Annotated in this window: 22 protein-coding genes and 1 tRNA gene; 17 read left to right on the top strand and 6 right to left on the bottom strand. The window is 34.9% G+C overall.

Going from position 1 to position 25,169, the window contains the following annotated elements:
- The first annotated feature begins 4 nt into the window (after positions 1-4).
- From GTH25_RS04185 to hemW, 5 genes are read left to right on the top strand one after another with little or no spacing between them, the layout of a single operon-like run.
- The gene (locus tag GTH25_RS04185) at positions 5-703 is read left to right on the top strand and encodes a YggS family pyridoxal phosphate-dependent enzyme (RefSeq protein WP_075672347.1); all 699 of its coding nucleotides are present in this window, start codon (positions 5-7) and stop codon (positions 701-703) included.
- A gap of 14 nt (positions 704-717) precedes the next feature.
- Positions 718-1,536, top strand: coding sequence for a pyrroline-5-carboxylate reductase (gene proC / locus GTH25_RS04180; RefSeq protein ID WP_075672345.1), 819 nt, complete (start codon positions 718-720; stop codon positions 1,534-1,536).
- A gap of 18 nt (positions 1,537-1,554) precedes the next feature.
- Positions 1,555-2,112, top strand: a complete 558-nt coding sequence (locus GTH25_RS04175) for a YggT family protein (RefSeq protein WP_164530347.1) — start codon at positions 1,555-1,557, stop codon at positions 2,110-2,112.
- A gap of 11 nt (positions 2,113-2,123) precedes the next feature.
- A complete protein-coding gene (locus GTH25_RS04170) occupies positions 2,124-2,717 on the top strand; it encodes an XTP/dITP diphosphatase (RefSeq protein WP_075672341.1) in 594 nt (197 codons plus the stop codon).
- On the top strand, positions 2,710-3,840 hold the full coding sequence (gene hemW, locus GTH25_RS04165; protein ID WP_075672339.1) for a radical SAM family heme chaperone HemW: 1,131 nt from the start codon (positions 2,710-2,712) through the stop codon (positions 3,838-3,840). Before GTH25_RS04170 ends, hemW begins: the two co-directional genes overlap by 8 nt.
- Positions 3,841-3,935: 95 nt before the next feature.
- Here hemW and GTH25_RS04160 read toward each other — a convergent pair whose 3' ends face one another.
- The 5 genes from GTH25_RS04160 to trmB form a co-directional block, all read right to left on the bottom strand.
- Entirely contained in the window at positions 3,936-4,886 is a 951-nt protein-coding gene (locus GTH25_RS04160; RefSeq protein ID WP_109420371.1) for a siderophore ABC transporter substrate-binding protein, read from the bottom strand.
- 146 nt (positions 4,887-5,032) lie between these two features.
- Positions 5,033-5,776, bottom strand: coding sequence for a DUF2884 family protein (locus GTH25_RS04155; protein WP_075672335.1), 744 nt, complete (start codon positions 5,774-5,776; stop codon positions 5,033-5,035).
- 21 nt (positions 5,777-5,797) lie between these two features.
- Complete coding sequence (glsB, locus tag GTH25_RS04150) at positions 5,798-6,724, bottom strand: glutaminase B (RefSeq protein ID WP_075672333.1); 927 nt, start codon at positions 6,722-6,724, stop codon at positions 5,798-5,800.
- A 74-nt stretch (positions 6,725-6,798) separates the two neighbouring features.
- On the bottom strand, positions 6,799-7,125 hold the full coding sequence (locus GTH25_RS04145; RefSeq protein WP_023581025.1) for a YggL family protein: 327 nt from the start codon (positions 7,123-7,125) through the stop codon (positions 6,799-6,801).
- Positions 7,125-7,844: a tRNA (guanosine(46)-N7)-methyltransferase TrmB gene (gene trmB / locus GTH25_RS04140; RefSeq protein WP_075672331.1), complete on the bottom strand. Its 720-nt coding sequence runs from the start codon at positions 7,842-7,844 to the stop codon at positions 7,125-7,127. Before trmB ends, GTH25_RS04145 begins: the two co-directional genes overlap by 1 nt.
- A 216-nt stretch (positions 7,845-8,060) precedes the next feature.
- On the opposite strand from trmB, the gene mutY reads away from it, so the two are divergent.
- The 6 genes from mutY to GTH25_RS04110 all read left to right on the top strand — a co-directional run bounded on the left by mutY (position 8,061) and on the right by GTH25_RS04110 (position 13,498).
- Positions 8,061-9,101 carry an A/G-specific adenine glycosylase gene (gene mutY / locus GTH25_RS04135; protein ID WP_075672329.1) on the top strand — a complete coding sequence of 347 codons (1,041 nt, stop codon included), beginning with the start codon at positions 8,061-8,063 and terminating at the stop codon, positions 9,099-9,101.
- A 29-nt stretch (positions 9,102-9,130) separates the two neighbouring features.
- Complete coding sequence (locus tag GTH25_RS04130; RefSeq protein WP_006534840.1) at positions 9,131-9,403, top strand: oxidative damage protection protein; 273 nt, start codon at positions 9,131-9,133, stop codon at positions 9,401-9,403.
- Positions 9,404-9,466: 63 nt separating this feature from the next.
- Positions 9,467-10,537 carry a membrane-bound lytic murein transglycosylase MltC gene (gene mltC, locus GTH25_RS04125; protein ID WP_075672445.1) on the top strand — a complete coding sequence of 357 codons (1,071 nt, stop codon included), beginning with the start codon at positions 9,467-9,469 and terminating at the stop codon, positions 10,535-10,537.
- Positions 10,538-10,786: 249 nt separating this feature from the next.
- Positions 10,787-10,862 (top strand) — tRNA-Phe (locus GTH25_RS04120).
- Positions 10,863-11,274: 412 nt separating this feature from the next.
- Positions 11,275-11,487, top strand: a complete 213-nt coding sequence (locus tag GTH25_RS04115; protein WP_075672327.1) for a DUF6402 family protein — start codon at positions 11,275-11,277, stop codon at positions 11,485-11,487.
- A 754-nt stretch (positions 11,488-12,241) separates the two neighbouring features.
- A complete protein-coding gene (locus GTH25_RS04110) occupies positions 12,242-13,498 on the top strand; it encodes a Zn-dependent hydrolase (RefSeq protein ID WP_075672325.1) in 1,257 nt (418 codons plus the stop codon).
- On the opposite strand, the gene GTH25_RS04105 is transcribed toward GTH25_RS04110, so the two are convergent.
- On the bottom strand, positions 13,492-14,376 hold the full coding sequence (locus GTH25_RS04105) for a helix-turn-helix domain-containing protein (RefSeq protein WP_075672323.1): 885 nt from the start codon (positions 14,374-14,376) through the stop codon (positions 13,492-13,494). The genes GTH25_RS04110 and GTH25_RS04105 overlap by 7 nt on opposite strands.
- Before the next feature lie 531 nt (positions 14,377-14,907).
- Here GTH25_RS04105 and GTH25_RS04100 point away from each other — a divergent pair.
- The 6 genes from GTH25_RS04100 to GTH25_RS04075 all read left to right on the top strand — a co-directional run bounded on the left by GTH25_RS04100 (position 14,908) and on the right by GTH25_RS04075 (position 24,804).
- Complete coding sequence (locus GTH25_RS04100; RefSeq protein WP_075672322.1) at positions 14,908-16,707, top strand: M10 family metallopeptidase C-terminal domain-containing protein; 1,800 nt, start codon at positions 14,908-14,910, stop codon at positions 16,705-16,707.
- Between the two features lie 109 nt (positions 16,708-16,816).
- On the top strand, positions 16,817-18,445 hold the full coding sequence (locus tag GTH25_RS04095) for a M10 family metallopeptidase C-terminal domain-containing protein (RefSeq protein WP_164530346.1): 1,629 nt from the start codon (positions 16,817-16,819) through the stop codon (positions 18,443-18,445).
- Positions 18,446-18,778: 333 nt separating this feature from the next.
- Entirely contained in the window at positions 18,779-20,206 is a 1,428-nt protein-coding gene (locus GTH25_RS04090; protein ID WP_075674101.1) for a ZapA family metalloprotease, read from the top strand.
- A gap of 164 nt (positions 20,207-20,370) precedes the next feature.
- Complete coding sequence (locus GTH25_RS04085) at positions 20,371-22,110, top strand: type I secretion system permease/ATPase (protein WP_075674100.1); 1,740 nt, start codon at positions 20,371-20,373, stop codon at positions 22,108-22,110.
- A gap of 16 nt (positions 22,111-22,126) precedes the next feature.
- Positions 22,127-23,452 carry an HlyD family type I secretion periplasmic adaptor subunit gene (locus GTH25_RS04080; RefSeq protein ID WP_075674099.1) on the top strand — a complete coding sequence of 442 codons (1,326 nt, stop codon included), beginning with the start codon at positions 22,127-22,129 and terminating at the stop codon, positions 23,450-23,452.
- A 2-nt stretch (positions 23,453-23,454) separates the two neighbouring features.
- Positions 23,455-24,804 carry a TolC family outer membrane protein gene (locus tag GTH25_RS04075; protein ID WP_226891870.1) on the top strand — a complete coding sequence of 450 codons (1,350 nt, stop codon included), beginning with the start codon at positions 23,455-23,457 and terminating at the stop codon, positions 24,802-24,804.
- Positions 24,805-25,169 lie beyond the last annotated feature (365 nt).

Here is a 25,169-nt window from a genome sequence, read left to right as displayed (position 1 = left end):
TGCCATGAATACTATTAAACAGAATCTCGTCAATGTCAGGTCTCACATTGACACAGCAGCGCAGAAATGCGGCCGTTCTTCAGAAGAAATAACATTACTTGCAGTAAGTAAAACAAAACCTGCGAGTGATATCGAAAAAGCAATAGCGTGTGGACAAACTGAGTTTGGTGAAAACTATGTCCAAGAAGGCGTTGATAAAATCCATTATTTTGCTGATAACCACACCCTAGTTTGGCACTTTATCGGTCCTTTACAGTCAAATAAAACACGCCTTGTTGCTGAGAATTTCGATTGGTGCCATACCATTGATAGATTGAAAATCGCTCAAAGATTAAGTGACCAACGTCCTGACTCATTGCCACCATTAAATGTCCTTATTCAAATCAATATTAGCGATGAAAACAGTAAATCAGGTATTAATCTGACTGAACTTGATGGACTAGCGGCACAAATTTCTATTCTTTCAGGCATTAAATTACGCGGATTAATGGCAATCCCTGCACCTGAAAGCAATTATGACAAACAAGTTGAAGTGTTAGAAAAAATGCATCTCGCATTTAAACAATTACAATCTCAATATCCCCATATAGATACGTTATCTATGGGAATGACGAGTGATATGGAAGCTGCTATTGCTTGTGGTTCAACACTCGTTCGTATTGGAACGGCAATTTTTGGCGCAAGAGATTACGCGACTAAATAAAAATAGAGGTTTATATGGAACATCGTAACATCGCATTTATTGGCGCTGGAAATATGGCTCAAGCCATTATTGCAGGATTGGTTCAAGGTGGATATCCAGCAAATAAAATTACAGTCAGCTCACCTTCTGCCATTCGCCGTGAACCATTAGAAAAAGAGTTCGGTATTCATAGTACTAATGACAATATTGATGCGGTTGAGAAAGCGGATGTTATTGTGCTGGCAGTAAAGCCACAAATGATGGAAGAAGTTTGTAAGCCCTTACAAAATATCGATATGAGTAAAAAGTTAGTCCTCACTATCGCTGCTGGTATTCCTGCTACACGTTATAACGACTATTTTGCGACTCAATTACAGCTCGTACGCATTATGCCAAATACCCCAGCCCTTGTAGGTAAAGGTTTAAGTGGTATGTTCGCGCACAATTCACTTTCATCTCAAGATAAACAGTTTGCCGATGAATTAATGAAAAGTGTTGGAACAACCGTTTGGGTAGAGCAAGAATCTGCCATCAATGATATTATCGCCGTTGCTGGTAGTGCACCCGCTTATTTCTTCTTGTTTATGGAATCAATGCAACAAGAAGCAGAACGTTTAGGTTTTTCACCTGAAGTAGCAAGAGCTATTGTGCAACAAGCAGCAAGTGGTTCTACCGCTTTAGCAGAGAAACAACACATGTTGCCTTTCTCAACTTTACGTGAACAAGTAACATCAAAAGGTGGAACGACTGCAGCTGCACTTATGCAGTTTTATGAAGGTAAATTACCTGAAAACGTCTCTTCTGCCATGCAAGCTGCGATTAAACGTGCGCAAGAAATGGAAAAACAATTTTAATTTCATCAGGGCCAACTAATGAATTTTTTAAATTTCGTCATTCTGACTCTTCTTCAACTCTACACATCCGTACTGTTATTACGTGTTTGGATGCAATGTGTCAGAGCTGATTTTTATAATCCTTTTTCACAATTTATCGTCAAGATCACACAGCCAATTGTTCGCCCATTAAGAAGTATTATTCCTTCTATTGGCCCTATTGATACAGCCTCCATATTACTAGCATATGTATTAATCCTACTAGGTATTATTATTCCATCTTACTTATCAGGAACATCAATTCCTTTCTCTTTGATGTTCCCATTTGCTTTTATTGAACTGCTTACAGCAGCAGGTAAGATGATTTTCTGGTTAATCATTATTCGTGCAATTCTTAGCTGGGTAAGCCAAGGTCGTAATCCAATTGATCATCTTTTATTTCAATTAACAGAACCTTTAATGGCACCGATTCGTCGTGTCATTCCTGCGATGGGTGGCTTAGATTTCTCAGCAATGATTGTTATTCTTGTGCTTTACGCCCTGAATTATCTGCGTGTAGACGTTTTACAATGGCTACTTAGTGTAACGCTTTACTAAGGATAACACTCATGCAAAAAGTAGTCCTTGCAACAGGAAATCCGGGAAAAGTCAAAGAGCTAGCCTCTTTGCTTTCTGATTTCGGTTTAGATATTGTTGCTCAAACAGAGCTTAGTGTTGATTCTGTTGAAGAAACGGGCCTAACCTTTGTTGAAAATGCGCTGATTAAAGCGCGTCATGCAGCAAAAGTAACTGGTCTACCCGCAATTGCCGATGACTCAGGTATTTCGGTTGATGCTTTAGGTGGTGCTCCAGGAATTTACTCAGCACGCTATGCGGGTGTTGATGCGAGTGATCAGCAAAATCTGGATAAATTGCTTGATGCAATGAAAGATGTGCCTGCTGAAAAACGCCAAGCACAATTTAACTGTGTATTAGTTTATATGCGCCATGAGAACGATCCAACTCCATTAATTTTCCACGGTATTTGGCACGGTGTATTGAGCACAGAAATGCATGGTGAAGGTGGATTTGGCTACGATCCTATTTTCTTTGTTCCTGAATTAAATTGTACTGCGGCACAATTAACTAAAGAGCAAAAAAATCAGCATTCGCATCGTGGTAAAGCACTTAAATTAATGTTGGATACTCTTAAGAATGCTTAAGTTGCCTCCATTAAGTTTGTATATTCATATTCCTTGGTGTGTACAAAAATGTCCTTATTGTGATTTCAATTCACACACACTAAAAGGCGAAGTCCCACATCAGGAATATGTGCAACATTTACTCAATGACTTAGATGCCGATCTTATTCACGTGGGTTCCCGTGAAATCCAAACCATATTTATTGGTGGCGGTACTCCTAGCTTATTAAGCGCTGAGTCAATGGCTGATTTACTCTATGGCGTTAAAGAGCGCATTGCTGTTAGCCCTAATGCAGAAATTACTATGGAAGCTAACCCGGGAACCGTAGAAGCTGAACGCTTTGCTGGATTCCAACGTGCGGGTGTAAATCGTATTTCTATTGGTGTGCAAAGTTTTGGCAACGATAAACTTATTCGCTTAGGGCGCATACATGACGCTGATGAAGCTAAAAATGCCGCTCGTTTAGCCAAAGAATTAGGCCTACGTAGCTTTAATTTAGATTTAATGCATGGATTACCAGACCAATCATTATCTCAAGCACTTTCTGATTTACAGCAAGCAATAGAGTTATCGCCACCACATTTGTCTTGGTATCAATTAACCATTGAACCTAATACACAATTTGGCTCTCGTCCACCGAAATTGCCTGATGACGATATGCTGTGGGATATTTTCTCAGAAGGTGACAAATTACTGACAGCAGCAGGTTATCAACAATATGAAACATCAGCATATTGTAAGCCGGGCTTTCAATGTGAGCATAACTTAAATTATTGGCGTTTCGGGGATTATTTAGGTATCGGTTGTGGTGCTCATGGAAAAATAAGCTTTGAAGATGGTCGCATAATGCGAACAGTAAAAACCAAGCATCCTAAAGGTTTTATGGAAGGTCGTTATCTCCACCAGCAAAATTTTGTTGATAATGATGACCGTCCATTTGAATTTTTTATGAACCGTTTTCGTCTATTAGAAGCATTCCCAAGACAAGATTTCAGTGATTACACAGGGCTTTCTGAAGAAGTTATTCGCCATCAAATAGATGAAGCTTTGTCTTTAGGTTATATCAGTGAATCAGACACTCACTGGCAAATTACACCTCATGGCAAGCTGTTCCTCAATTCATTGCTTGAGTTATTTCTTTAATATTACTGATTTCAAATAGCTAACTTAAAAATGCCCATACTGAATATTCACAGTTGGGCATTTTTCTTTAATAACAAACCTTAAAGATTAATCAATTAAAGCGCACTCTCTACCGCTTCAATTTGTTTAGTTAAACTATCTAAGCCACCGCCAGAAAGATACCAAAGATCAGCTTGTAGATAAACAATACCGCCATTTTTATAGGCTGAAGTTGTTTTTATTATCTCATTCTCAAATGTTGCTTTGTCTAATTTATCAGCACCAATAGCTTCGCTACGATCCACAATTAAAATAACATCAGGGTTGGCTTTTGCGATCATTTCAGGCGTTACAACACGACGCTTGCCTTTCTCTTCTTCAGCAACAGGCGGTAATTCAGCTCTTTTTGCTTTAACAACATCATAAACAACACTTTGATTGTTAGGCATTAAATTGCCAGCGTTATGTAATAATACTAAAACTTTTTTATCCGACCCTGCTGCTTTTTTCTGGGCTTGCTCAATAACAGTATTTAATTTGGCAATTTGCTCTTGAGTCGCTTGCTGTTTATCAAATAATTCACCTAATAATTTGATATTTGACTCAACTGAATTGAGATAATTTGCACTGTTAGTGCCTAAATTAACGGTTGGTGCAATTTTCGCTAAAGCCTCATATGAGGCACCTTGGCGACCCGTAATAATAATTAAATCAGGTTTAATTTCGGCTAATTTTTCTAAGTCAGGCGCTTTCATGCCACCAACATTAGCAACGTTACTTGCAATACTTCCTTTAATATAGGCAGGTGCATTACCTAACGGTAACCCAACCACTTTATCGGCTAAACCTAACTCAACTAAAGAATCATAGAGACCAAAATCAAATAGAACCACTTTTGAAGGGTTCTTAGTAACCGATGTTTCACCCAACTGGTGTTTTATCACCATCTTGTCATTATTTTGGCTAATAACTTGGTTAGGTTGGTATTCGATTGGCGTTTTGCTTAACGCAGAGAAACTGGTTACAGAAAGGATAGATGCGATAACTAAAGGAAGGATCTTCTTCATTAATTTTGCCCTGTTTAAGTGGAATACTCAAACAGGGCATTCTAAACAGCTCCCCTCACAAGTCAATTGAATAAGAATGATTTTCATTGTTATTTTCAATTATTGTGAGCCAACTATTTATATATTAGATGTAATGTAGGGAGAGGCTAATGCGACTCCTTTAAAGAATTGACAAGCTCAACTCGTTGACTCTCCATCTGGGTTATTTTGCTGCAAGCTTGCTGACCAAATTGAGTAAATGCAGCTTCTTGCTGTTTCCACTCCTGATCTATAATTTTTTGAAAACCATCTAAGTTTCCTAACAATCCACCTAAGGCTTTTTTACTATCCCCCCCCGCGGCGGCTAATAACTGTTTTTTCCCCAACTCATTAATGCTGTCTTGCAACATACCACCAAGGCTACTTTCTACGATTTCCCTGCCTTTGGCTTCAACGTCTTTAATGGCTTGAGAATGGAATGTAATGTTATTCGGTTCTATACTGACCACTCTATCCATTTGCTGATTAAGATCTTTCTCTAATCGACTTAATCTATTGAGGATATTGCTATCTTTACCAAAAGCTTCAATCACCACTTTATCAAGCACTTTGCGCGAATCTTGCAGTTTTACCCCAGTTTCCGTTCTTAACCAAGGTACATCTCGTCTGACAGTGGCTTGATATTTTTTTGCCAGTTCTTGTTGTTGTGGTGTCAATGTGGCACTTTTTTCGTTTTGAATTAATGTACCGTCAGGATAAATCACCATTAGACCATGTGAACCCGCAACTTCAACAAATTCAGAGGTGATGCGTAAATCATCTTTTGGCATTACAGCGCAATCAAAACTTGGTGATGCATTTGCTGTACCAGCAACAAAAAACAGGGTGACAGCAATATTTTTTAAACTCATAACAACCTCCTGAAAACACACCTAAAAAATGGAACGCCCTACTTTGTTTGCTAATAATTCAAGTGCTGCACAACCTGCTAATGAGTTACCTGATTTATCCAACTCGGGTGACCAAACTGCAACCGTAAAAGCATCGGGAACAACGGCAATAATGCCACCACCGACGCCTGATTTTCCGGGAATACCGATACGAAATGCAAATTCACCGGCACCATCATACATGCCACAAGTTAACATTAACGCATTTATTTGGCGGGTTTGTCTTGGCGTAATAATCTGATTTTTATTACCCACACATGTACCTTGATTAGCCAAATAGCTAAAACATCGCACTAACTCGGTGCAACTCATCTCTATTGAACAGTAGTGAAAATAGGTTTCCAGTACCGTAATAACATCGTTCTCAAAATTACCGAAAGATTTCATTAGATAAGCGATAGAGGCATTTCGACTAAGATGCTCCATCTCTGATTTTGCAACCACTGAGTTATAACAAATATCAGGAGTATCAGTGAGAAAACGGATCACTTCTAACATTCTTTGCTTAGGCGCACTTAAGCGAGACTGCAACATATCAGTGATAACAATGGCACCCGCATTAATAAAAGGATTACGTGGTATTCCTTTTTCCATTTCTAGCTGTATCAAGGAATTAAAAGGTAGCCCTGATGGCTCTTTTCCTACACGTTGCCAAATTTCATTTTCTTCATAACGAGTTAAAGCAAGCGTTAAGCTGAGTACTTTAGAAATAGATTGGATTGAAAAACGCTTATCTGCCATGCCTGATTGATAGAGTTCACCATCAACCGTATAAACAGCCATAGCAAGCTGTTCTGGAGGTACTTGAGCCAATGCGGGAATATAATCCGCGACTTTTCCTTGCCCGATTAATGGGCGAATTTGTTGCAAAATATCTGACAGTAATGCGTTAGATAACGTTGTAGTCACAGTCCCTTCCCCAGACAGACAAGGGCATCCTTTTGGATGCCCTTGTTATTATTTGCTAAATGTATAACTTTCTATCAATCCCACCAAACATCAAATAGTTCAGAGGTTTGTACATCTTGCATTTTGCTTTCTTTTAGGAAGTTTTCGACTAATTGGCGATGTTCTTCTGTACATTTACCAATTTGTTGTAAGCAGATTAAGCCTTCCCAACTCAGGTAACCACTTGCATCAAATGCCAGCCCGTTTGGCTCAATAACTTTGAGGATCAGTTCATCAACAAAGCGATCTACTTCCTCAATTGGGGTATTTTCTGGGAAAGTCCATTTAACTGAGAAACCTAATTCCTGAAATTCATCGATACGCATTTTTTTGCGTAAGCGGCGACTACGTTGTTTAGCCATTATTTTACCCTCTTAAACATAAGATCCCAGACACCATGCCCTAAACGATGACCACGTTTTTCAAACTTAGTCACAGGTCGTGTTTCTGGTCGTGGTACATAATCCTGAGTTTCTGACAAATTTTGATAACCTTCAACACTTGTCATTACTTCAAGCATATGTTCTGCATATGGCTCCCAATCTGTCGCCATATGAAAAACACCATCTAACGTTAATTTATTTAAAATTAATTCTGCAAAAGGCACTTGAACAATTCGGCGTTTATTATGACGCGCTTTGTGCCATGGATCAGGAAAGAATAGCTGAACCATTTTTAAGCTATTATCTGGGATCATATGATTGAGCACTTCAATCGCATCGTGACACATGACTCTCAGATTGCTTAATTGTTCTTCTTCAGCACTTGCAAGACAAGCACCAACACCCGGCGCATGTACTTCAATACCGAAATAATTATTTTCTGGTGTATTTTTTGCCATAGTCACGAGCGATGCACCCATGCCGAAGCCAATTTCTAAAATTACAGGCGCTTCGCGTCCAAAAACCTGACTGAAGTCGATGGGTTCCGGTTGATATTCAATGCCAAAGGCGGGCCACTGTGTTTCTAATGCTTGCTCTTGACGAGGCGTTAAACGGCCTTGTCTACGAACAAAACTACGAACGCGTCGTAACGCACGCCCCTCTTCATTGAATTCCGGAGAAATTACATTCTTGATCATGTCTAATACTGTCAGTCGTTAGGCCAATTATTTACTTAAAATCGTTATAATGTCGCAAGAGTGCAACTTAACCGACATTATCCAAAGATCACTAAGTTTAGCAAGAGTCACACATAGAAGCATCACTCTATAAGATAAATATTAAGAGTGTTTACAGTTTATTCTCTCTGTGGTGCAATCTTACCTTAATCAGAACATGAGTTAATAAAATAAAACATGATGGAAGCTCTGCAATTTTCGCAAGTCGTACTCAATTGGTATCACAAATATGGGCGTAAAACGCTCCCTTGGCAGCAAGAAAAAACGCCTTATCACGTATGGTTATCAGAGGTAATGTTGCAACAAACTCAAGTTGCAACGGTTATTCCTTATTTTGAGCGTTTTATTGCACGTTTTCCTGATGTCAACGCATTAGCTAAAGCCCCTCTAGATGAAGTACTTCATCTCTGGACTGGCCTTGGTTATTACGCAAGAGCAAGAAACTTACATAAAGCGGCACAACACATTGTAGATAAACATCAAGGGCAGTTTCCTGATACCTTTGAGGACGTTTGTGCCTTACCCGGTGTTGGACGTTCAACCGCTGGTGCTATTTTATCGTTATCACTGAAAAAACCTTATCCAATTCTTGATGGTAATGTGAAACGTGTTTTAGCACGTTGTTATGCAGTTGAAGGATGGCCGGGTAAAAAAGAAGTTGAAAATAAATTGTGGGAGATCAGCGAAAACGTCACCCCAACCGAAGGTATAGAGTATTTTAATCAGGCAATGATGGATTTAGGTGCCATGGTTTGTACAAGAAGTAAGCCTAAATGTGAATTATGCCCATTAAATACTGGCTGTATCGCTTATGCTCAAAATAATTGGGCGGATTATCCTGGGAAAAAACCGAAAAAAGTCATCCCAGAAAAAACAACTTATTTTCTTATTTTACAATATGATAATCTTGTTTGGTTGGATAAAAGACCACCAGCAGGAATATGGGGTGGGTTATTTGCCTTTCCTCAATTTGAAACACAAGCGCTTTTAGAACAATGGTTAACTGAGCATGGACTTGATAATAATGAATCCGAGCAACTGATTTCATTTAGACATACTTTTAGCCACTTTCATTTAGATATTGTGCCAATTTGCGTAAAACTCTCAGCGTTTACCTCTATGATGGAGGAGCAAAAAGGACTTTGGTATAACTTACAGACACCTGCAACCGTAGGGCTAGCAGCACCTGTAGAGAATTTACTTAGACAATTAGCCTAAGCTAATACCTGCGATATTGAGGATTTATTATGAGCAGAACTATTTTTTGTACTTTCCTTAACAAAGAAGCTGATGGACTTGATTTTCAGTTGTACCCAGGAGAAATTGGAAAGCGCATTTTCAATGAAATCTCAAAAGAAGCATGGGCTCAATGGATGGCAAAACAAACCATGCTTATCAATGAGAAAAAACTTAACACCATGAATCCTGACGATCGCAAACTATTAGAACAAGAAATGGTGAGATTTTTATTTGAAGGCCATGATGTTCATATTGACGGCTATACACCACCTGAAAAATAATATTCACTTTTCCAGAGCCTTTAAGGCTCTGGTATTTTATTCACCATAGCGATGCAATTGACCATGAAAAAAATCCTTCTCTTGCTGATTATCGCCCCTCTACTCATTTCATGTAGTAGTCAACCACCAAAAACATTTGAACCCGATTATGCAAAGGATACCAATGCGTTCGATATTCTTATGGGGCAATTCGCCAATAATATCGAAATGATTTGGGGTATGAAGGAAGTATTAATCGCAGGCCCTAAAGACTACGTAAAATACACTGACGCTTATAAAACCCGTAGCCATATTAACTTTGAAGCAGGTACGATCACGATCGAAACATTAGGTAATGATGCACCTCAATTCCAATTACATAAAGCGATTGTCACTACATTATTAATGGGTGAAGATCCGGGCTCTATCGACCTTTATTCTGATATCAATAATATCCCTCACAGTACAGAACCCTTTTTATTAGGACAAGTACTCGATAACACAGGGCAACCTATACGTTGGGAATGGCGCGCCAATAAATTTGCAGATTATCTGATTGCCAATAAATTACAAAAACGTCAATCCGGTATGAACACAATTTGGTATGTCACTCTTAATCTTGTTCCTAATCACCTTGATCAACGTGCTCATAAATATTTACCACTAGTACAACAAGCAGCAGCTAAATATGGTGTTGAGCCATCATTGATCTTGGCAATTATGCAGATTGAATCCAGTTTCAATCCATATGCGGTGAGCAGTTCTGATGCACTCGGCTTAATGCAGATTATGCCAGCAACCGCAGGTCGAGATGTATTCCGGATGCAAGGAAAATCAGGACAACCAAGTCGTAGTTACTTATTTGATCCTGCTAATAATATCGATGCAGGTGCGGCTTATATTTCGATATTGCAAAATAGTTACCTTGGAGATATCAAAGATCCTGTTTCACGTCGCTACGCCGTTATACAGGCTTACAACGGTGGTGCAGGTAGCGTGTTGCGGATATTCCATAACGATAAGAAACAAGCGGCGGCTATGATTAACAACTTAGCGCCAACACAGGTGTATACCACATTACGTAATAAACACCCTGCCGATCAATCTCGTCGTTATCTTGAGAAGGTCAGTACGGCTCAACGTAACTATCGTTAGTTGATGATTAGTCTAAAAATAAAGCTTCCTCAATAAGTTTGGGGAAGCTTTTTTGTTACTGAGGCTCAATAAATGGCTTATCGTCATGTGTTTTTTAAGTATCACAAAACACTTTCAGCTTTATTTTTATTCATTTCCCACGTCAAATAGCGTTTTATTAATCAATAAGTTTAAAAAAACAGCAATCAAACGGTTTTGTGATAAATAACGTTGACGAGCAAGGCGATATCGGGTTTAATACGCCCCGTTGCCCGAATAGCTCAGTCGGTAGAGCAGGGGATTGAAAATCCCCGTGTCCTTGGTTCGATTCCGAGTTCGGGCACCATCTTTAGAAAAACCAGCCTTAGGGCTGGTTTTTTGCTTTCTGCACTTTATAAATTTTTGAGGTCTTCTTTCTTAGTTCTAGATAGTGTACCATTCGACGGTAATATCATCCCATTGTGATTTAGTCAGAGCCTTTTTCTTTTTGCCTCCTGCTCATTTTGCTTATTAAATGTCAACCATCTATTTGAATTAACCCCTTTTTCAATCGCTCTCATTCATAACAGCATGACATTAATATCGTTATAATATCGCCCGTTGCTGCATTAACAGATAGCCCTTCATTTTCAGTACCCCAAGGTTCTGTTCCTTTTTTCATAGGCAATTCCTGTTAAAAAAGGGAATTACCATCAAATGGGGGGCAATTCCCATTTGGATTGAAATAAAAAATGGGATAGAATGCAGCAACTAACTTAATGGATCATTGGTTTTCTACCACTCCTGCCTTTGAAATGGGTGATGAATTAAGGGCTGCCATCGGTGCAGGAAATTTAGAGCTTTGTATTCGTGGATATTACGATTTATCAGAAATTCGAAAAGCGATTATTATTGATAATATAAGTTTTTATATTAAAGACGCTTATAATTTTTCAGGTAATTTTGAACCATTAGGTATTTGGAGATTATGATAATTTTTATCTAAGTGGTGGTTCTTTTAGCGATGATTATCTAATTTCAACAAAACATAAAAAATGGTGGAGCTCTATTTTGCAATATTTTCACTAAAACATGTACTTACATAATGGTATTATTTAATTACATTCATCTTCAATGAATAATTCTCATTTTTTAAAACTATTTTTACACCAATATTTTTAACCATATTCAACATTTCAGAGCTACCTTGAGCACCAGCTGTTACTTCCTTTTCCTATTCACCTGAAGATAAAAGCTTATATTACTAAAATAAAGAATTGATTTTAACTTCAACTATATAAATAGGATGCTTATCATTTTAACAATATTACTTTAATATCATTAAAGTTTATTTATTCTATTTTATAAAAAGATTGAAATTTATCATAAATAATATTTCACTCTAATAAAAACCACTACCAATACTAATTCTTATTTTCATTTAAAACTTTAAATATATACTCTTTTATATATTTAAAATAAAAGCGATCTATTTTATAACATTTATCATACAAATTAAGTTCATTTAAGAAATACTCTAGATATATATCTCCTTTTAATTAATACCTACCTCACAGAATATGAAATTCACCTTAATTATCATTGACGAAATATAACTACAGCAGTAAATATAATAGGCAATGATCATAAAAACAGTGACCATCTTTTAAGATGGCTTTTTTAATCCTTAAATTGTCTCATTTTTTAGACAAAGGGATATTACAAAAACCACGGGAGAATTCTCTTATGACTCAACAAGATACAGCAATTCACTATTCAATTGACGATATGAAAGCGTTAATTGAAACAATGCAAATCTATAAAAAAGATAACAGTGGCAAAGGGATCACTCGTATTGCCTATGGCGAAGAAGATGAAGCCGCACATCTGTATCTTGCTGGTTTAATGAAAGAAGCTGGGCTTGAAGTTTATCGTGATGGTATTGGTACACTTTACGCTCGTTTGCCAGGCAAGGATCGCTCACTACCCGCAATAGGTACTGGTTCTCACCTTGATACCGTACCTCAAGGTGGTGCTTATGACGGAGCTTTGGGTGTTATCGCTGGGTTTTATGCCTTAATGCAATACAAACCACAACAACTTAAACGAGACCTTGAGCTTGTTGTTTTCCGTGCAGAAGAATCTAGCCGTTTTGGCTTTTCATGCATTGGCAGTAAAGTTTTAACAGGCAAAATAGATAGAGCTCGCTGGGAGCAGAATAGAGATGACGACGGCAATAACTTTTTTGAAGTTCTAAAATCTTTAGGCTATCAACATGATAATTTTGATGATTGTTTAATCACAAAAGATCGTTTTAGTGCCTTTGTTGAGCTTCATATAGAGCAAGGTAAACGCCTTGAGAATGACAAAAAAACTATCGGTATTGTCAACGGAATAGCTGCGCCAACTCGTTTCTCGGTTACGGTTAATGGCCATGCGGATCACTCTGGAGCTACACCAATGTACCAGCGCCAAGATGCTCTAGTGGCGAGTGCGGGTATTATTACAGATATCAATCGTGCGGCATGTACTGAAGCTGTTTATGGCACTGTTGGTACAGTTGGTAAGCTCAATGTTGTACCAAACTCCATGAATGTTATTCCTGGGCAAGTAAAATTTTCAGTGGATATTCGTGGTATTGATACTGAAAGTATTCAACGTGTTGTACAGCGCTTGAATAATAGTGTTGAAAAAGCAGAAAAAGATTTTGGTGTCGCTATTGATGTTCAACCGATTTCTGCTGAATCGCCAGTAAAACTAGATGATTCAATTTGCCAAGTTATTGAAAGTTTATGCCAAAAACATGATATCAACTACATGACCATGCTAAGTGGTGCAGGTCATGACTCTATGAATATGGCGCCACTTTGTCCAACTGCAATGATCTTTACACCATCTGTTGCTGGTATTAGTCATCATCCTGATGAATTTACCGAATTTAGTGATATTGCTGTTGCAGCGGATTTATTAGCTGAAACATTAGGTACATTAGCCAATCAATAATCGCTAACTATTCGTTTTAAAAGATTAATTGCATCAACATCTTTAGTGGCTTTTAACCATAACTTATCAAAGAGGGACTGATACTGAAATATTGCCTCAGTTGAAGAAGTCACAGTCGCTATGCCCGTACTGACATTAGGAAACTCACCTAAACGGAACGGGCTAACGGCTAAAGAAAGAGGTACTTTATCTTGATAAAATAATTGGAAAGTCAAAGACGGCATAGTATCTGAAATGATTGCAATATTAAGATAACTATTTTTTTGTTCTAACTTTTCAATTAAATGAAGAATCTCATTTTTTGCTCGTTGTTTTCTTTCTTGTTGCACTGTTTTAGTTAAATTGACCGAACCTAGCATGCCAACGTAAAGAAATTTTTCAATTTGCTGTTGGCTAATAAGGTTATAAATATGGGGTGAATGCAAGGACTGATGTTTCTTACGCTCTTTTAAGATAGACAAAACTTCTTGTTGTTTTTCAGACAAAAGATTTAAGGGGGAAGCCTCTGTTAGCATTTCCACCAATGTTTTGTCATAACAATCTGAAGTTAATAAGTAAGAGAAAGGTTCGAAGTGGGTGTAAATATGTGAGGATTGAGTTTCAAGCTGGCGCATTCGTTCAAAAAAGCCATTTGCACTTGAATAATATTCAGTATTAATGCCCAACAAACTGGTTAACGAGGTATTTAATAATCTAGCAAGATTATCAAGTGTCTCAATTTTAACAATTTCACCTTTTTCTAACCGATATACAGCAGCTCGAGAAATACCCAAGTTTTCTGCTACATCTTCAGCTTTTAATGAAGAGGCTATGCGATAAGCACGTAAGCGATAACCAATGGATTGGTAATCTATTTTTTCTCTAGGTATATAAGGCATATTTATAATTGGCTCCCAAATGCACAAAGTACTAGGGTAAAGTAACAGCACAACAATAAGACATTAGTGCAGATAGTTTAAATTAAACCCAAAATAAAAAGAATCACCTTCCTCACAATGAGGTAAATAAAAGAAGTTTGCAGTAAAAATTTAGTCTATTGCGATCAACCTGTCTCCTAGCAGGTAACCTCACCAGGGTTAAAGCAGTAAAATTAACAATAAAAAAACAAAAAGTGCTGTTAATGGATATAACAGCACTTTTTTATTCACTATATCTAGCGATTAACAATCATTAACTCAACAAAATACAAATAAAAAATATATAAATTACGCATCCCCTATCCCCCTCTTCAATTACAAGTCTAAATACATAAACAAAAAATATTATACAACAATAAATTTTATCACCTTTTATTCAAATATTAATTCATAAGATTAATTAGCCTTAAAATTATTTAAAATATCTCTTTTTTGAAAGGCATTTAGCGGGTTATCGATAAACTACTCGCTTCTTAAAGATGAGGATTAATCATGAATAGATATTTAAAACATATTTCACCCAATTTTCATTATATTTACAACATAATGAAAATAAATGAATCAAATAACAAATGGGAAAATTATAATATTGAAAAAGGTTATACTGAAATAACCTATAGTTTTCCTAATTGGTCAATATTAAGAGGTGATAAATATAAAACACTCACAACATTCAATGATAAAGGAAAAGATTTAATTAGAGCAAAACTTCAGCAATGGGAAGATGTTGCAAATATTAAATTTATTGAAGTAAAAAGCGAAAAAGACACAGATATTAAGTTTGGTATTTATAATAATATCAATGAGATTACCGGTTATACAAACTATTCAATAAAAGGATTTGCCTATAGACCCAATAATATAGAAAAAAAGAATAAGATAGAAAAAGATAAAATAGAGAAAGTAGGAGATTATAGTTTAAGCGGGCAAGTTTGGATAAACATCTCTGATATGAATATTATTGAACACATTAGGAAATCAACAATAACGCCAGAGCAACAAAAAAGAGTAAACGATTTTAAATCTAAAGCAAATATTATTAATTATGCTATTGAAGAAAATAATGACTATTATTTACTACTAAAAAACAACAATGCTCAAGCTCATATTGATAATACAGAAAATGTATTCAAAAACAGCTCCGACATACAACGAGTTATTAGTCATGAAATAGGCCATGCTCTTGGCCTAAATCATACATTTACTAGACAAAAAACAACTGATTGTGAAGAAAATACCACTAAATACTCAATAATGGCATATAACACGCCTGAATTTAAACATGCTGATTTTCAAGGTATGTCTCCTTTAACACCACAATTAATGGATACTTACGCTATTCAATCAGCATATGGACAAAATAAATTCACACATATTGGTAATACCACTTATGGTTTTAATTCTAATACAAAAAAAGAACATTATTCATTAAATACCGCTGAAGATAAAATTATTACATGTATTTGGGATGCTGAGGGAATAGATACATTAGATTTTTCAGAATATTCAGTTGACCAAAAAATAGATCTTAGTGAAGGGAGTTTTTCTGATGTAGGAGGATTACGAGCTAATATTTCTATTGCCTATAATACTGTTATTGAAAACGCAATAGGAGGCAGCAACGCAGATATTATATCTGGAAATGATGCTAATAACAGCCTATTTGGTAATCTTGGTGACGACACTTTATACGCTAAAGGAGGTAATGATTTCTTATATGGTGGAGAAGGAAATGATTCTCTTTATGGAGAACAAGGAAATGATTACTTATATGGAGAACAAGGAAATGATTCTCTCATGGGTTCTGATGGTGACGATTATCTATCTGGTGGACAAGGAAATGATTATCTTTGGGACTCTGAAGGAAATAACACTCTTGATGGCGGGTTAGGTGATGATATTTTATTTAGTGATAAAGGTGATGATGTACTTAATGGAGGTGAAGGTAATGATTATTTAGATGCAGGAATGGGGAATAACCAATTAACGGGTGGTACAGGTTATGATACCTTTAGTTTTAATAGTAAAGATAATGATTCTTCAAATTTAATTACTGATTTTGAATCTGGTATTGATAAAGTATTTTTTTATAAGAAAACAGACCTTGGCAATATTATAAATAATATTAATATTGTAAATTCAAATCATCTAAATAATAATGAAGGTAACCTTTATTATGATAACATTAACAATATTACAAAATTAAAAATAAACACAGCAGAAATATCATCACCTAAATATTTGAATATTAACATCATCGGTGAATACGAATATGAAGATTTATTCTGTTAATTAACATACAAGCATTTTTTCATATATTACTTGATGAGAAATCATCAAGTAATATCTCAAGCGAATTTAGTTTAAAGGAATATCTCATAAAAAAGGAAATTAATACATTATGAGTACGACTCGTCAAGATATCTCTTTAGAAAATTTAGAAAATAATGATATTATCAAGCTAATAAAGAGCTTTAAGCCACTACGTAGATGGAAAAAACAAGATCTTAATAGTGATTTTACTGAAGTAACATATAGCTTTCCCGATTGGAGTAATTTAAGAGAAAACGAATATAAAACAATTACAACATTAAATGAATATCAACAAGAATTTGCCGAAAAAATATTACAACTATGGTCTGATGTTGCAAACATTAAGTTTATTAAGAAAGGTAATAAATATGACACCAATATTAAATTTGGTATTTATAATAATGTAAATGAGATAACGAAAGACACATCTCACTTAGTAAAAGGTGTTGCAACATTCCCATTAAATAATATAGATCCCAGTAAAAAAATAGAAAAAATCACTGATTACAGTAATGGAGGACATGTTTGGATTAATATATCCACAACTATACGTATAAAAAAACTCAATAAAAATAAAATAACACCAGAGCAAAAACTTGAAATAGACTCATTTAAAGAAAAATCAGATAATATAAAATACTATTATACAGAAACAGATTCACATATTACTCTATATAAAAACAACAATAAAGATGGTCATATAAATAATCAACCCATAATATTACAAAAAGGAAATAAAGACACTCAAACTTATATACATGAGATTGGACATGCTATTGGTTTACCTCATACCTTTAGAGGAAATGATTGTAATAATCCTGATATTGAAGAAAACAGTTTCAAATATTCAGTGATGACATATCGTTATCCAAAAATAGAAGAAGCAGATTTGGGGGGGCTTTTCCCTATGTCTCCATTGTTAATAGATATATATGTAATTCAAAAATTCTATGGAATAAATTTAATGACTCGAACAGGTGATACTGTTTATGGTTTTAATTCTAATACACAAAGAGACTGTTATAGCTTAACTACACCAGACGATGTCATTATTAGTTGTATTTGGGATGCCGGAGGTATTGATACTCTTAACTTTTATAAATATAACGCACAACAAAAAATAGATCTCAATGAAGGTGCTTTTTCTGACATTGGAGGATTACGAAGTAATCTCTCTATCGCATATGGTGCTGTCATTGAGAATGCTATTGGTGGCATTAATGATGATATTATTATTGGTAATCGCACTAATAATCATCTTTATGGTAATAACGGTAACGATACTATTTATGGAAATAAAGGTAATGATGTCCTTTATGGTGGGAAAGGCGATGATTGGCTTTATGGTGGCGAAGATGATGACATCCTATATGGCTCTGATGGAAATGATATTCTTTGGGATGATAAAGGGTGTAATCAATTCAGTGGTGGAAAAGGGAAAGATATCTTTATATTAGGCCTTAATAATCACAATAACCATAATAAAATTATGGATTTCAATATAAATGATGATCGCTTGTTATTTTCTGATAGGAATAAAGATACATTCAGCATTAAAGATTTAGTTGAAGATAAAAAAATTATTATTTCAATAAATTATCATAATATAGAAAACACTACTCGGCTCTCTATTTCAAAAGAAATACAATCTATAAAGTATATTCATACAATCGATCTTGTGGGAAATTTTAGTTTTGATGATATATTTAACATTTAAAAATAAATTTAATAAAATTAAAAACAACCTAAAAATATAACTTAGATTAATAAAGTATAAGATTTAAGTTATATTCATCTAAATAAAATAACAAAATAAAACAATAACAATAAAAAAAATACCTCTAGGGAAGATGACGATAATTTTATTTACTTAATTAAATTATTCCGACTTAAAACACACCCCACTTCACAATTATTTAAAAACATATTTTCCCCCTCTGGATTAATATCAATAATTAGCTATCTTTATTATCTCTGGCGCTCGCCAGATAATTAAACTATTTTCAACATGAAAATAAACTTAACCTAAACTTGATATCCGGAGGATATTATGGGTTCTTCTTTATTAAAAAAAGCAGTAGGACTATCTAATGTTTCTGATTTATTAGATAAGAGTGGAATTTTTTATAATTTCTCAGCTAAAACTCTACCTTCTTTTGATTATGATACCGCAGGAAAACATATCGCACGTGAAAATTCCACATGGAATGGGAAATATGTTATCGGTCAGGCCGCAGAAGTAACATATTCATTCCCAACTTGGGCTGGTAAAAAGTTTAATGACTTTGGTGATAAAAATCCCTATGGATTTAATTCAACACAGAAAGAACATGCAAGACAATCTTTAGATGCATGGTCTGATATCGCAAATATTAAATTTACAGAAGTAGGACCAAATGTAAAATCAGATATTACCTTTGGGAATATTACTGATCCATATGGTAAATTCCAAGCTTATGCAACATTACCAAACACCCATGATTATTACGGGCGTGATGTTTCAGGCCAAGCTTGGTTTAGTGATTATTATTATGCAGGTAATACAACACCTGAATTAGGTAATTATGGTCGCTTAACTATTATCCATGAAATTGGTCATGCGCTCGGTTTAATGCATCCCGGAGATTATAACGCAGGAGAAAATGTACCAGGTTATTTAAAATCTGACTACGCTGAAGACAGTCGCCAATATACTGTTATGAGTTATTGGGATGAATATGAAACAGGCGCACACTTCCAAGGTGCTTATGCAGGCGCACCATTACTTCATGATATTTCAGCAATGCAATACCTCTATGGTGCAAATACAACAACCAGAACAGGTGATGATGTTTATGGTTTCAATTCAAACACAGGTATTGATTATTACACAGCAACAAGCAGTAACGATAAATTAATATTCTCCGTTTGGGATAGCGGTGGTAACGATACTTTTGACTTCTCAGGATATTATCAAGATCAAGTTATTGATTTACGTGAGGGGCATTTCTCTGATGTTGGCGGACTACAGAAAAACGTTTCTATTGCACAAGGCGTTACAATAGAAAATGCAATCGGTGGATCAGGTAATGATATTATCTATGGAAATGATGCTGATAATATTCTCATCGGTGGTGGCGGTAACGACATACTATATGGTGGCGGTGGTCAAGATACATTATGGGGTGGTACAGGTAGCAATACCTTTGTTTATAAAGAGATCTCTGACTCTTTAGTCTCTGCTGCTGACAAGATAATGGACTTCAAATCAGGCATTGATAAGATTGATTTATCAGAATTAATCGAAAATACCTTTAGCCAAAAATTCCTTAACTTTGTTGATAATTTTACAGGTCGCTCAGGTGAAGCAACCATTAAATATGATCAAGCAACAAACTCAAGTGAACTTGCTATTAATGCTTATGGTTATGGATATAACCCTGATTTCAAAATTGACATTGTAGGATTTGTTAATTACGAAACTGACTTTATTGTTTAATTTGGCATTGAGTAGGAGAGATACATTTCTCCTACTTTTTTTATCAATACGGAGCTATTTTTATATTCTTTTATTAAAAAAAAGATAGATTTATTACTCCGTATTGATAGAAAAAATGCAGTAAATAGCAATAGACAGATAGGAATAAAATCAGGAATAACATTATGCCAGCAAACAAATACAATAATGAAATAAAAAACATTATAAAAGAGCGAAAGAAAGTATTTCTTTCCATTGGAATATTTACAGCCTTAATAAATATTTTAATGTTAGTTCCTTCCATTTATATGTTGCAAGTTTATGATCGAGTCTTACCTTCAGGTAATGAAATGACTTTATTAATGCTAACACTCATTATGTTAGCATTATTTATTTTTATGGGAGGATTAGAGTATTTAAGAAGCATTATTGTCATTAGAATGAGTAATAAACTTGATTTATCTTTAAATTCAAGAATTTACACCGCAGCATATCAAGCAAAATTGAACAAAACTCCCGGTATTAATTCCTCTTTAGCATTTAATGATTTAGTGACTATTAGGCAATTTATTACAAGTCATGCTATTTTTGCTTTTTTTGATTTACCTTGGTTCCCTATTTATCTTCTTGTTATCGCATTATTTAATCCATGGTTAGGATTATTTGCATTATGTGGTGCACTCATTTTATTTTCATTGGCAATTCTTAATGAATATTTATCTCGATCATCATTAAAAAAGGCCAATGAGTTTGCTAATCAAGCACAAGTAATACAAGGCCATCATTTTGAACATCCACAACCTATTGAAGCAATGGGAATGTTAGGTTATTTACGAAACCAATGGCAAATTGCTCATTTTAAATATCTACAAGCACAAACTCATGCAAGTGATAATGCAGCCAGTGTCAATGCAATAACAAAGGTCACCCGAATGGCACTGCAGTCTTTAATGTTAGGATTAGGCGGATGGCTAGCAATAGATAATTCGATTAGCCCAGGAATGATGATCGCAGGATCAATACTATTAGGTCGTGCTTTAGCTCCAATTGAACAAGTTATTGGTGTATGGAAAAACTGGGATAGTAGTAAAGAAGCTTATAAAAGATTAACCACATTACTAAATGCGTATCCTGAAGAAAATAAAAAAATGGCGCTACCTGCTCCTAAAGGTGAATTAACAGTCAATATTAATCAAGCTCAATATCCTCAAACGGAACGTACTCTATTAAATAATATTCATTTTTCACTAAGCCCGGGTGATGTACTTGGTATTATTGGCCCTAGTGCTTCAGGGAAATCCTCTTTAGCTAAATTTATTGTTGGCATATGGGAAGTTAAAACCGGTGCCATACGCCTTGATAATGCAGATATATATCAATGGAATAAAAGTGAAGTTGGTCAATATATTGGATACCTTCCACAAGAAATCGCCCTTTTCCCCGGTACAATTGCTGAAAATATTGCACGTTTTTCTGAGATAGATCCTCAAAAGGTCACTCAAGCTGCAATGATGGCAAATGTTCATGAGATGATTTTACGTTTTCCTGATGGGTATGAAACCGTTATTGGTGCTCATGGGGAAGGGTTATCAGGAGGACAACGACAACGTATAGCGTTAGCTCGCGCATTGTATGGAAATCCTGCTTTAGTTGTTTTAGATGAGCCGAATTCTAATTTAGATGATTTGGGTATTAAAGCTTTAATACAAGCAATTCAAACGCTTAAAAAAAATAAGAAAACCGTTATATTAATTACGCATCAAAAACAATTACTCTCAGTGACCAATAAACTCTTAGTTCTTTTCGATGGTCACACTAAATTATTTGGCTCTACAACTGCAGTTATTGCTGAGTTAAATAACTCATCAGCAATAAAGAGTACGCCAACGCCAGCAACCACACCTATTACTCAAAGTAATATTTAATATTAAGAAGATTATTATGATCACAAAAAAAAATGAAATCGATATTGTTCATGGAATTTCAGATGATCCTAGGAAATTCTTAATAATAGGATGGTCAGTTATTCTTTTAGGTCTTGCTATTTTTATTTTTTGGGCAGCTTTTGCTCCTTTAGATAAAGGCGTATCTGCTAAAGGAAATGTTTCAATTTCAGGTAATAAAAAAAGTGTTCAAGCATCTGTAGAAGGCATTATTACTGATATTCTAGTAAAGAATGGAGATAGAGTAACCGAAGGCCAAACACTTATTCAATTAAGTCCTATTCAATCAAAAGCCTTAGTAAAATCCTTATCAGAACAATATGATAATTTACTTATTACTCAACAGCGTTTATATGCTCAATTGAATGAAAAAACAGAATTCACCTTAGATCTTAATGAAGAATATTACTCTCCTTCAGAAAATTTAAATAATTTAGTACTACTTCAAAACAAATTACTTAATGAAAAGTATATTGAATTGCATAGTGAAATAAATGGCTATAAGGCTATTATTGATGGAGTTTCTAATCGTTTAATTCATTTAAAAAGATCTACACAAAATAAGCAGCATCAAATTAATAGCTTACAAAATCAAATCAAAGATTTATACACACTTGCTAATGAGGGCTATATTCCTCGTCATCGTTATCAAGAAATTGAGCGTGAACTCGCTGAAAATAATAACCATCTCAATGATACATTTGGGCAAATAAGTACATTAGAAAAACAGAAGTTGGAATATGAGCAAAAAATATTGCAACGCAATGCCAATTTTTACCAATCAGCACGTACTGAACTTAATCAAGTTCAATTACAAATAAGTGAAACAGAAAAACAACTTATCATTGAAATAGATAAACTGAAAAAAATGCAAATTACTGCCCCAATTTCAGGAATAGTAATGGATTTATCTGTTTTTACCCAAGGTGGGGTTGTAAGAACCGGTCAAACATTAATGGAAGTTGTTCCTCTAGATCACCAATTAATTATTGAGGCTCGTTTAGCCCCTCATCTTATTGATAAAGTTACCCTTGGTCTTCCTGTTGATTTAATGTTTAGTGCATTCAATCAAAATACAACACCTAAAATCCCCGGAGAGGTGACGTTAATTTCAGCGGATAGACTTCTCGATGAAAGAACGACAGAACCTTATTACCAAGTATTTATTAATGTTAAAGATTATACGCTTCTTGAAGACAAGAAAAATAAATTAAAGGCAGGAATGCCAGTTGATGTGTTTATTAATACGGGTGACCGCTCATTACTAAATTATTTATTCAAACCTGTTTTAGATAGGCTCCATACTTCATTGACGGAAGAATAATAATGCAAATAAAAAAACTCTCTGCCATTTTATTTATATGGATGCTAAGTTTTCACGCTTTTGCCATCAGTTTATCTGATCTCTATTTCTTAGCAATAAAAAATGATCCTACGTTTAATGCTGCGATTAAAGAACAGGTTGCGGGGAAAGAGTATGAAAACATTGGATTATCTCAATTACTTCCAAGTGTACATGTAAACTATCAAAACAACCCACGAAATTGGCAACGAAAAGTTTATCCTATTAACACGAATCAAGGTGAAATGGAACGAACCGAATATCAGAATTATCAAAGTCATTCTGTCAGTGCCATTATTAGCCAACCTCTCTTTGATTACACGGCATTTAGCGATTACAAATCATCAGTAATTAAAACATTATTATCTGACAGTCGTTATCAAGTTAAATTTTCTGAGCTTGTGATAAGGTTAGTAGATAATTATATAGAATTAGCTTATGCGCAGGATAAATTATTATTAAATCTTTCACAGCAAGAGATTTATAAAAAACAGCTAATATCAAGTCAGCGTTTATTCGAATTAGGTGAAGGAACAAAAACAGATATTTCAGAGATCCAAACACGATTATATTTAACTCAATCTCAATATACAGATATCCAGCTTGAGTTAGATAATGCTAAAAATAAACTAAGTTCAATGATTGGTACATCACTTCCTTATGCAGAGCATATAGCAAAATTAAGTAATAATAGTTTTACATTACAACCTATCACACCTAATAATTACGAGTCATGGGAAAAAGAGGCTATGCAAAGCAACCTCAATATTCAAACAGCTCGTTATGAAATGGCAATAGCAAAACAAGAAGTAGAAAAAAATAGAGGTGAATTTTTCCCAACAGTGCAACTCTATGCTTCTTATTCTAATAGCGATTCCGATAGTAATAATACCGTAAATCAGAAATATCAATCAGCGAACGTTGGTTTTTATGTCAGTTTACCTTTATTTAATGGTGGAAAAACAACAGCTTCAATGCGTCAATCTACTGCACTATATCAAATGAGTGCTTTTGAAAGAGATGCCATTATCCAGCAAATTAAACAAGAATTACGTCATCAATACCAAATATGCACAACGAGTAATATTAAATTGGATGCCTATGAGCAATCAGTTTCTTCTGCTAAATTGCAACTAGATGCAACTCAGAAAAGTTATATTGGTGGGCAAAGAACAATGGTCGATGTTCTTAATGCTGAAGAATTATTATATCGCGCTCAACAGGATTTAATTAAAGCTAAATATGATTATATTCAGGCTTGGACATTATTACATCAATATACTAATACATTGGATACTGAAAAAATAAAATTGATTGAAGGTTATTTTCAATAGAATTATTAAATTTTTTAATAAGAGATATTAATATAATTATAAAAGTCCTAGATCGCGATAGATATAGGACTTTTAATTATAAGCAACTGTTGATTACTTATTTTAGCTAGCGGGTATCATCACTTCTTTTTAGTACCGTACAACGTTAATACACGGTGAGTAAGAGCAATTGATGCTAGACCGATAAAACATTCAGCTAGGAAAATCAGCATAAATTACCCCCATTCATAAGTACATTTTGTTTGGGCGGGGGTTCTGATAAAGTAAAGTGACTTGTCATATAGTGCTTAGCTAACTCCGATTTAATGGACACATTTTAAACCTACCATTAAAACTAAAAAGAGCAAAATATATTTCTCAACAAA

Origin of the sequence: Proteus terrae subsp. cibarius, assembly GCF_011045835.1 — a bacterium.
GTDB classification, from domain to species: domain Bacteria; phylum Pseudomonadota; class Gammaproteobacteria; order Enterobacterales; family Enterobacteriaceae; genus Proteus; species Proteus cibarius.
Note: the sequence above shows the minus strand (reverse complement) of the source record. Positions and strands in the feature narration are given on the sequence as shown.

Coding starts and splice junctions, on each gene's coding strand:
- GTH25_RS04080 (WP_075674099.1), top strand. CDS start 22,127: ATGATCACAAAAAAAAATGAAATCGATATTGTTCATGGAATTTCAGAT.
- trmB (WP_075672331.1), bottom strand. CDS start 7,844: ATGATCAAGAATGTAATTTCTCCGGAATTCAATGAAGAGGGGCGTGCG.
- GTH25_RS04115 (WP_075672327.1), top strand. CDS start 11,275: ATGGATCATTGGTTTTCTACCACTCCTGCCTTTGAAATGGGTGATGAA.
- GTH25_RS04075 (WP_226891870.1), top strand. CDS start 23,455: ATGCAAATAAAAAAACTCTCTGCCATTTTATTTATATGGATGCTAAGT.
- GTH25_RS04095 (WP_164530346.1), top strand. CDS start 16,817: ATGAGTACGACTCGTCAAGATATCTCTTTAGAAAATTTAGAAAATAAT.
- GTH25_RS04110 (WP_075672325.1), top strand. CDS start 12,242: ATGACTCAACAAGATACAGCAATTCACTATTCAATTGACGATATGAAA.
- GTH25_RS04170 (WP_075672341.1), top strand. CDS start 2,124: ATGCAAAAAGTAGTCCTTGCAACAGGAAATCCGGGAAAAGTCAAAGAG.
- GTH25_RS04155 (WP_075672335.1), bottom strand. CDS start 5,776: ATGAGTTTAAAAAATATTGCTGTCACCCTGTTTTTTGTTGCTGGTACA.
- mltC (WP_075672445.1), top strand. CDS start 9,467: ATGAAAAAAATCCTTCTCTTGCTGATTATCGCCCCTCTACTCATTTCA.
- GTH25_RS04130 (WP_006534840.1), top strand. CDS start 9,131: ATGAGCAGAACTATTTTTTGTACTTTCCTTAACAAAGAAGCTGATGGA.
- mutY (WP_075672329.1), top strand. CDS start 8,061: ATGATGGAAGCTCTGCAATTTTCGCAAGTCGTACTCAATTGGTATCAC.
- GTH25_RS04145 (WP_023581025.1), bottom strand. CDS start 7,125: ATGGCTAAACAACGTAGTCGCCGCTTACGCAAAAAAATGCGTATCGAT.
- proC (WP_075672345.1), top strand. CDS start 718: ATGGAACATCGTAACATCGCATTTATTGGCGCTGGAAATATGGCTCAA.
- GTH25_RS04105 (WP_075672323.1), bottom strand. CDS start 14,376: ATGCCTTATATACCTAGAGAAAAAATAGATTACCAATCCATTGGTTAT.
- GTH25_RS04160 (WP_109420371.1), bottom strand. CDS start 4,886: ATGAAGAAGATCCTTCCTTTAGTTATCGCATCTATCCTTTCTGTAACC.
- GTH25_RS04185 (WP_075672347.1), top strand. CDS start 5: ATGAATACTATTAAACAGAATCTCGTCAATGTCAGGTCTCACATTGAC.
- GTH25_RS04085 (WP_075674100.1), top strand. CDS start 20,371: ATGCCAGCAAACAAATACAATAATGAAATAAAAAACATTATAAAAGAG.
- hemW (WP_075672339.1), top strand. CDS start 2,710: ATGCTTAAGTTGCCTCCATTAAGTTTGTATATTCATATTCCTTGGTGT.
- GTH25_RS04100 (WP_075672322.1), top strand. CDS start 14,908: ATGAATAGATATTTAAAACATATTTCACCCAATTTTCATTATATTTAC.
- GTH25_RS04175 (WP_164530347.1), top strand. CDS start 1,555: ATGAATTTTTTAAATTTCGTCATTCTGACTCTTCTTCAACTCTACACA.
- GTH25_RS04090 (WP_075674101.1), top strand. CDS start 18,779: ATGGGTTCTTCTTTATTAAAAAAAGCAGTAGGACTATCTAATGTTTCT.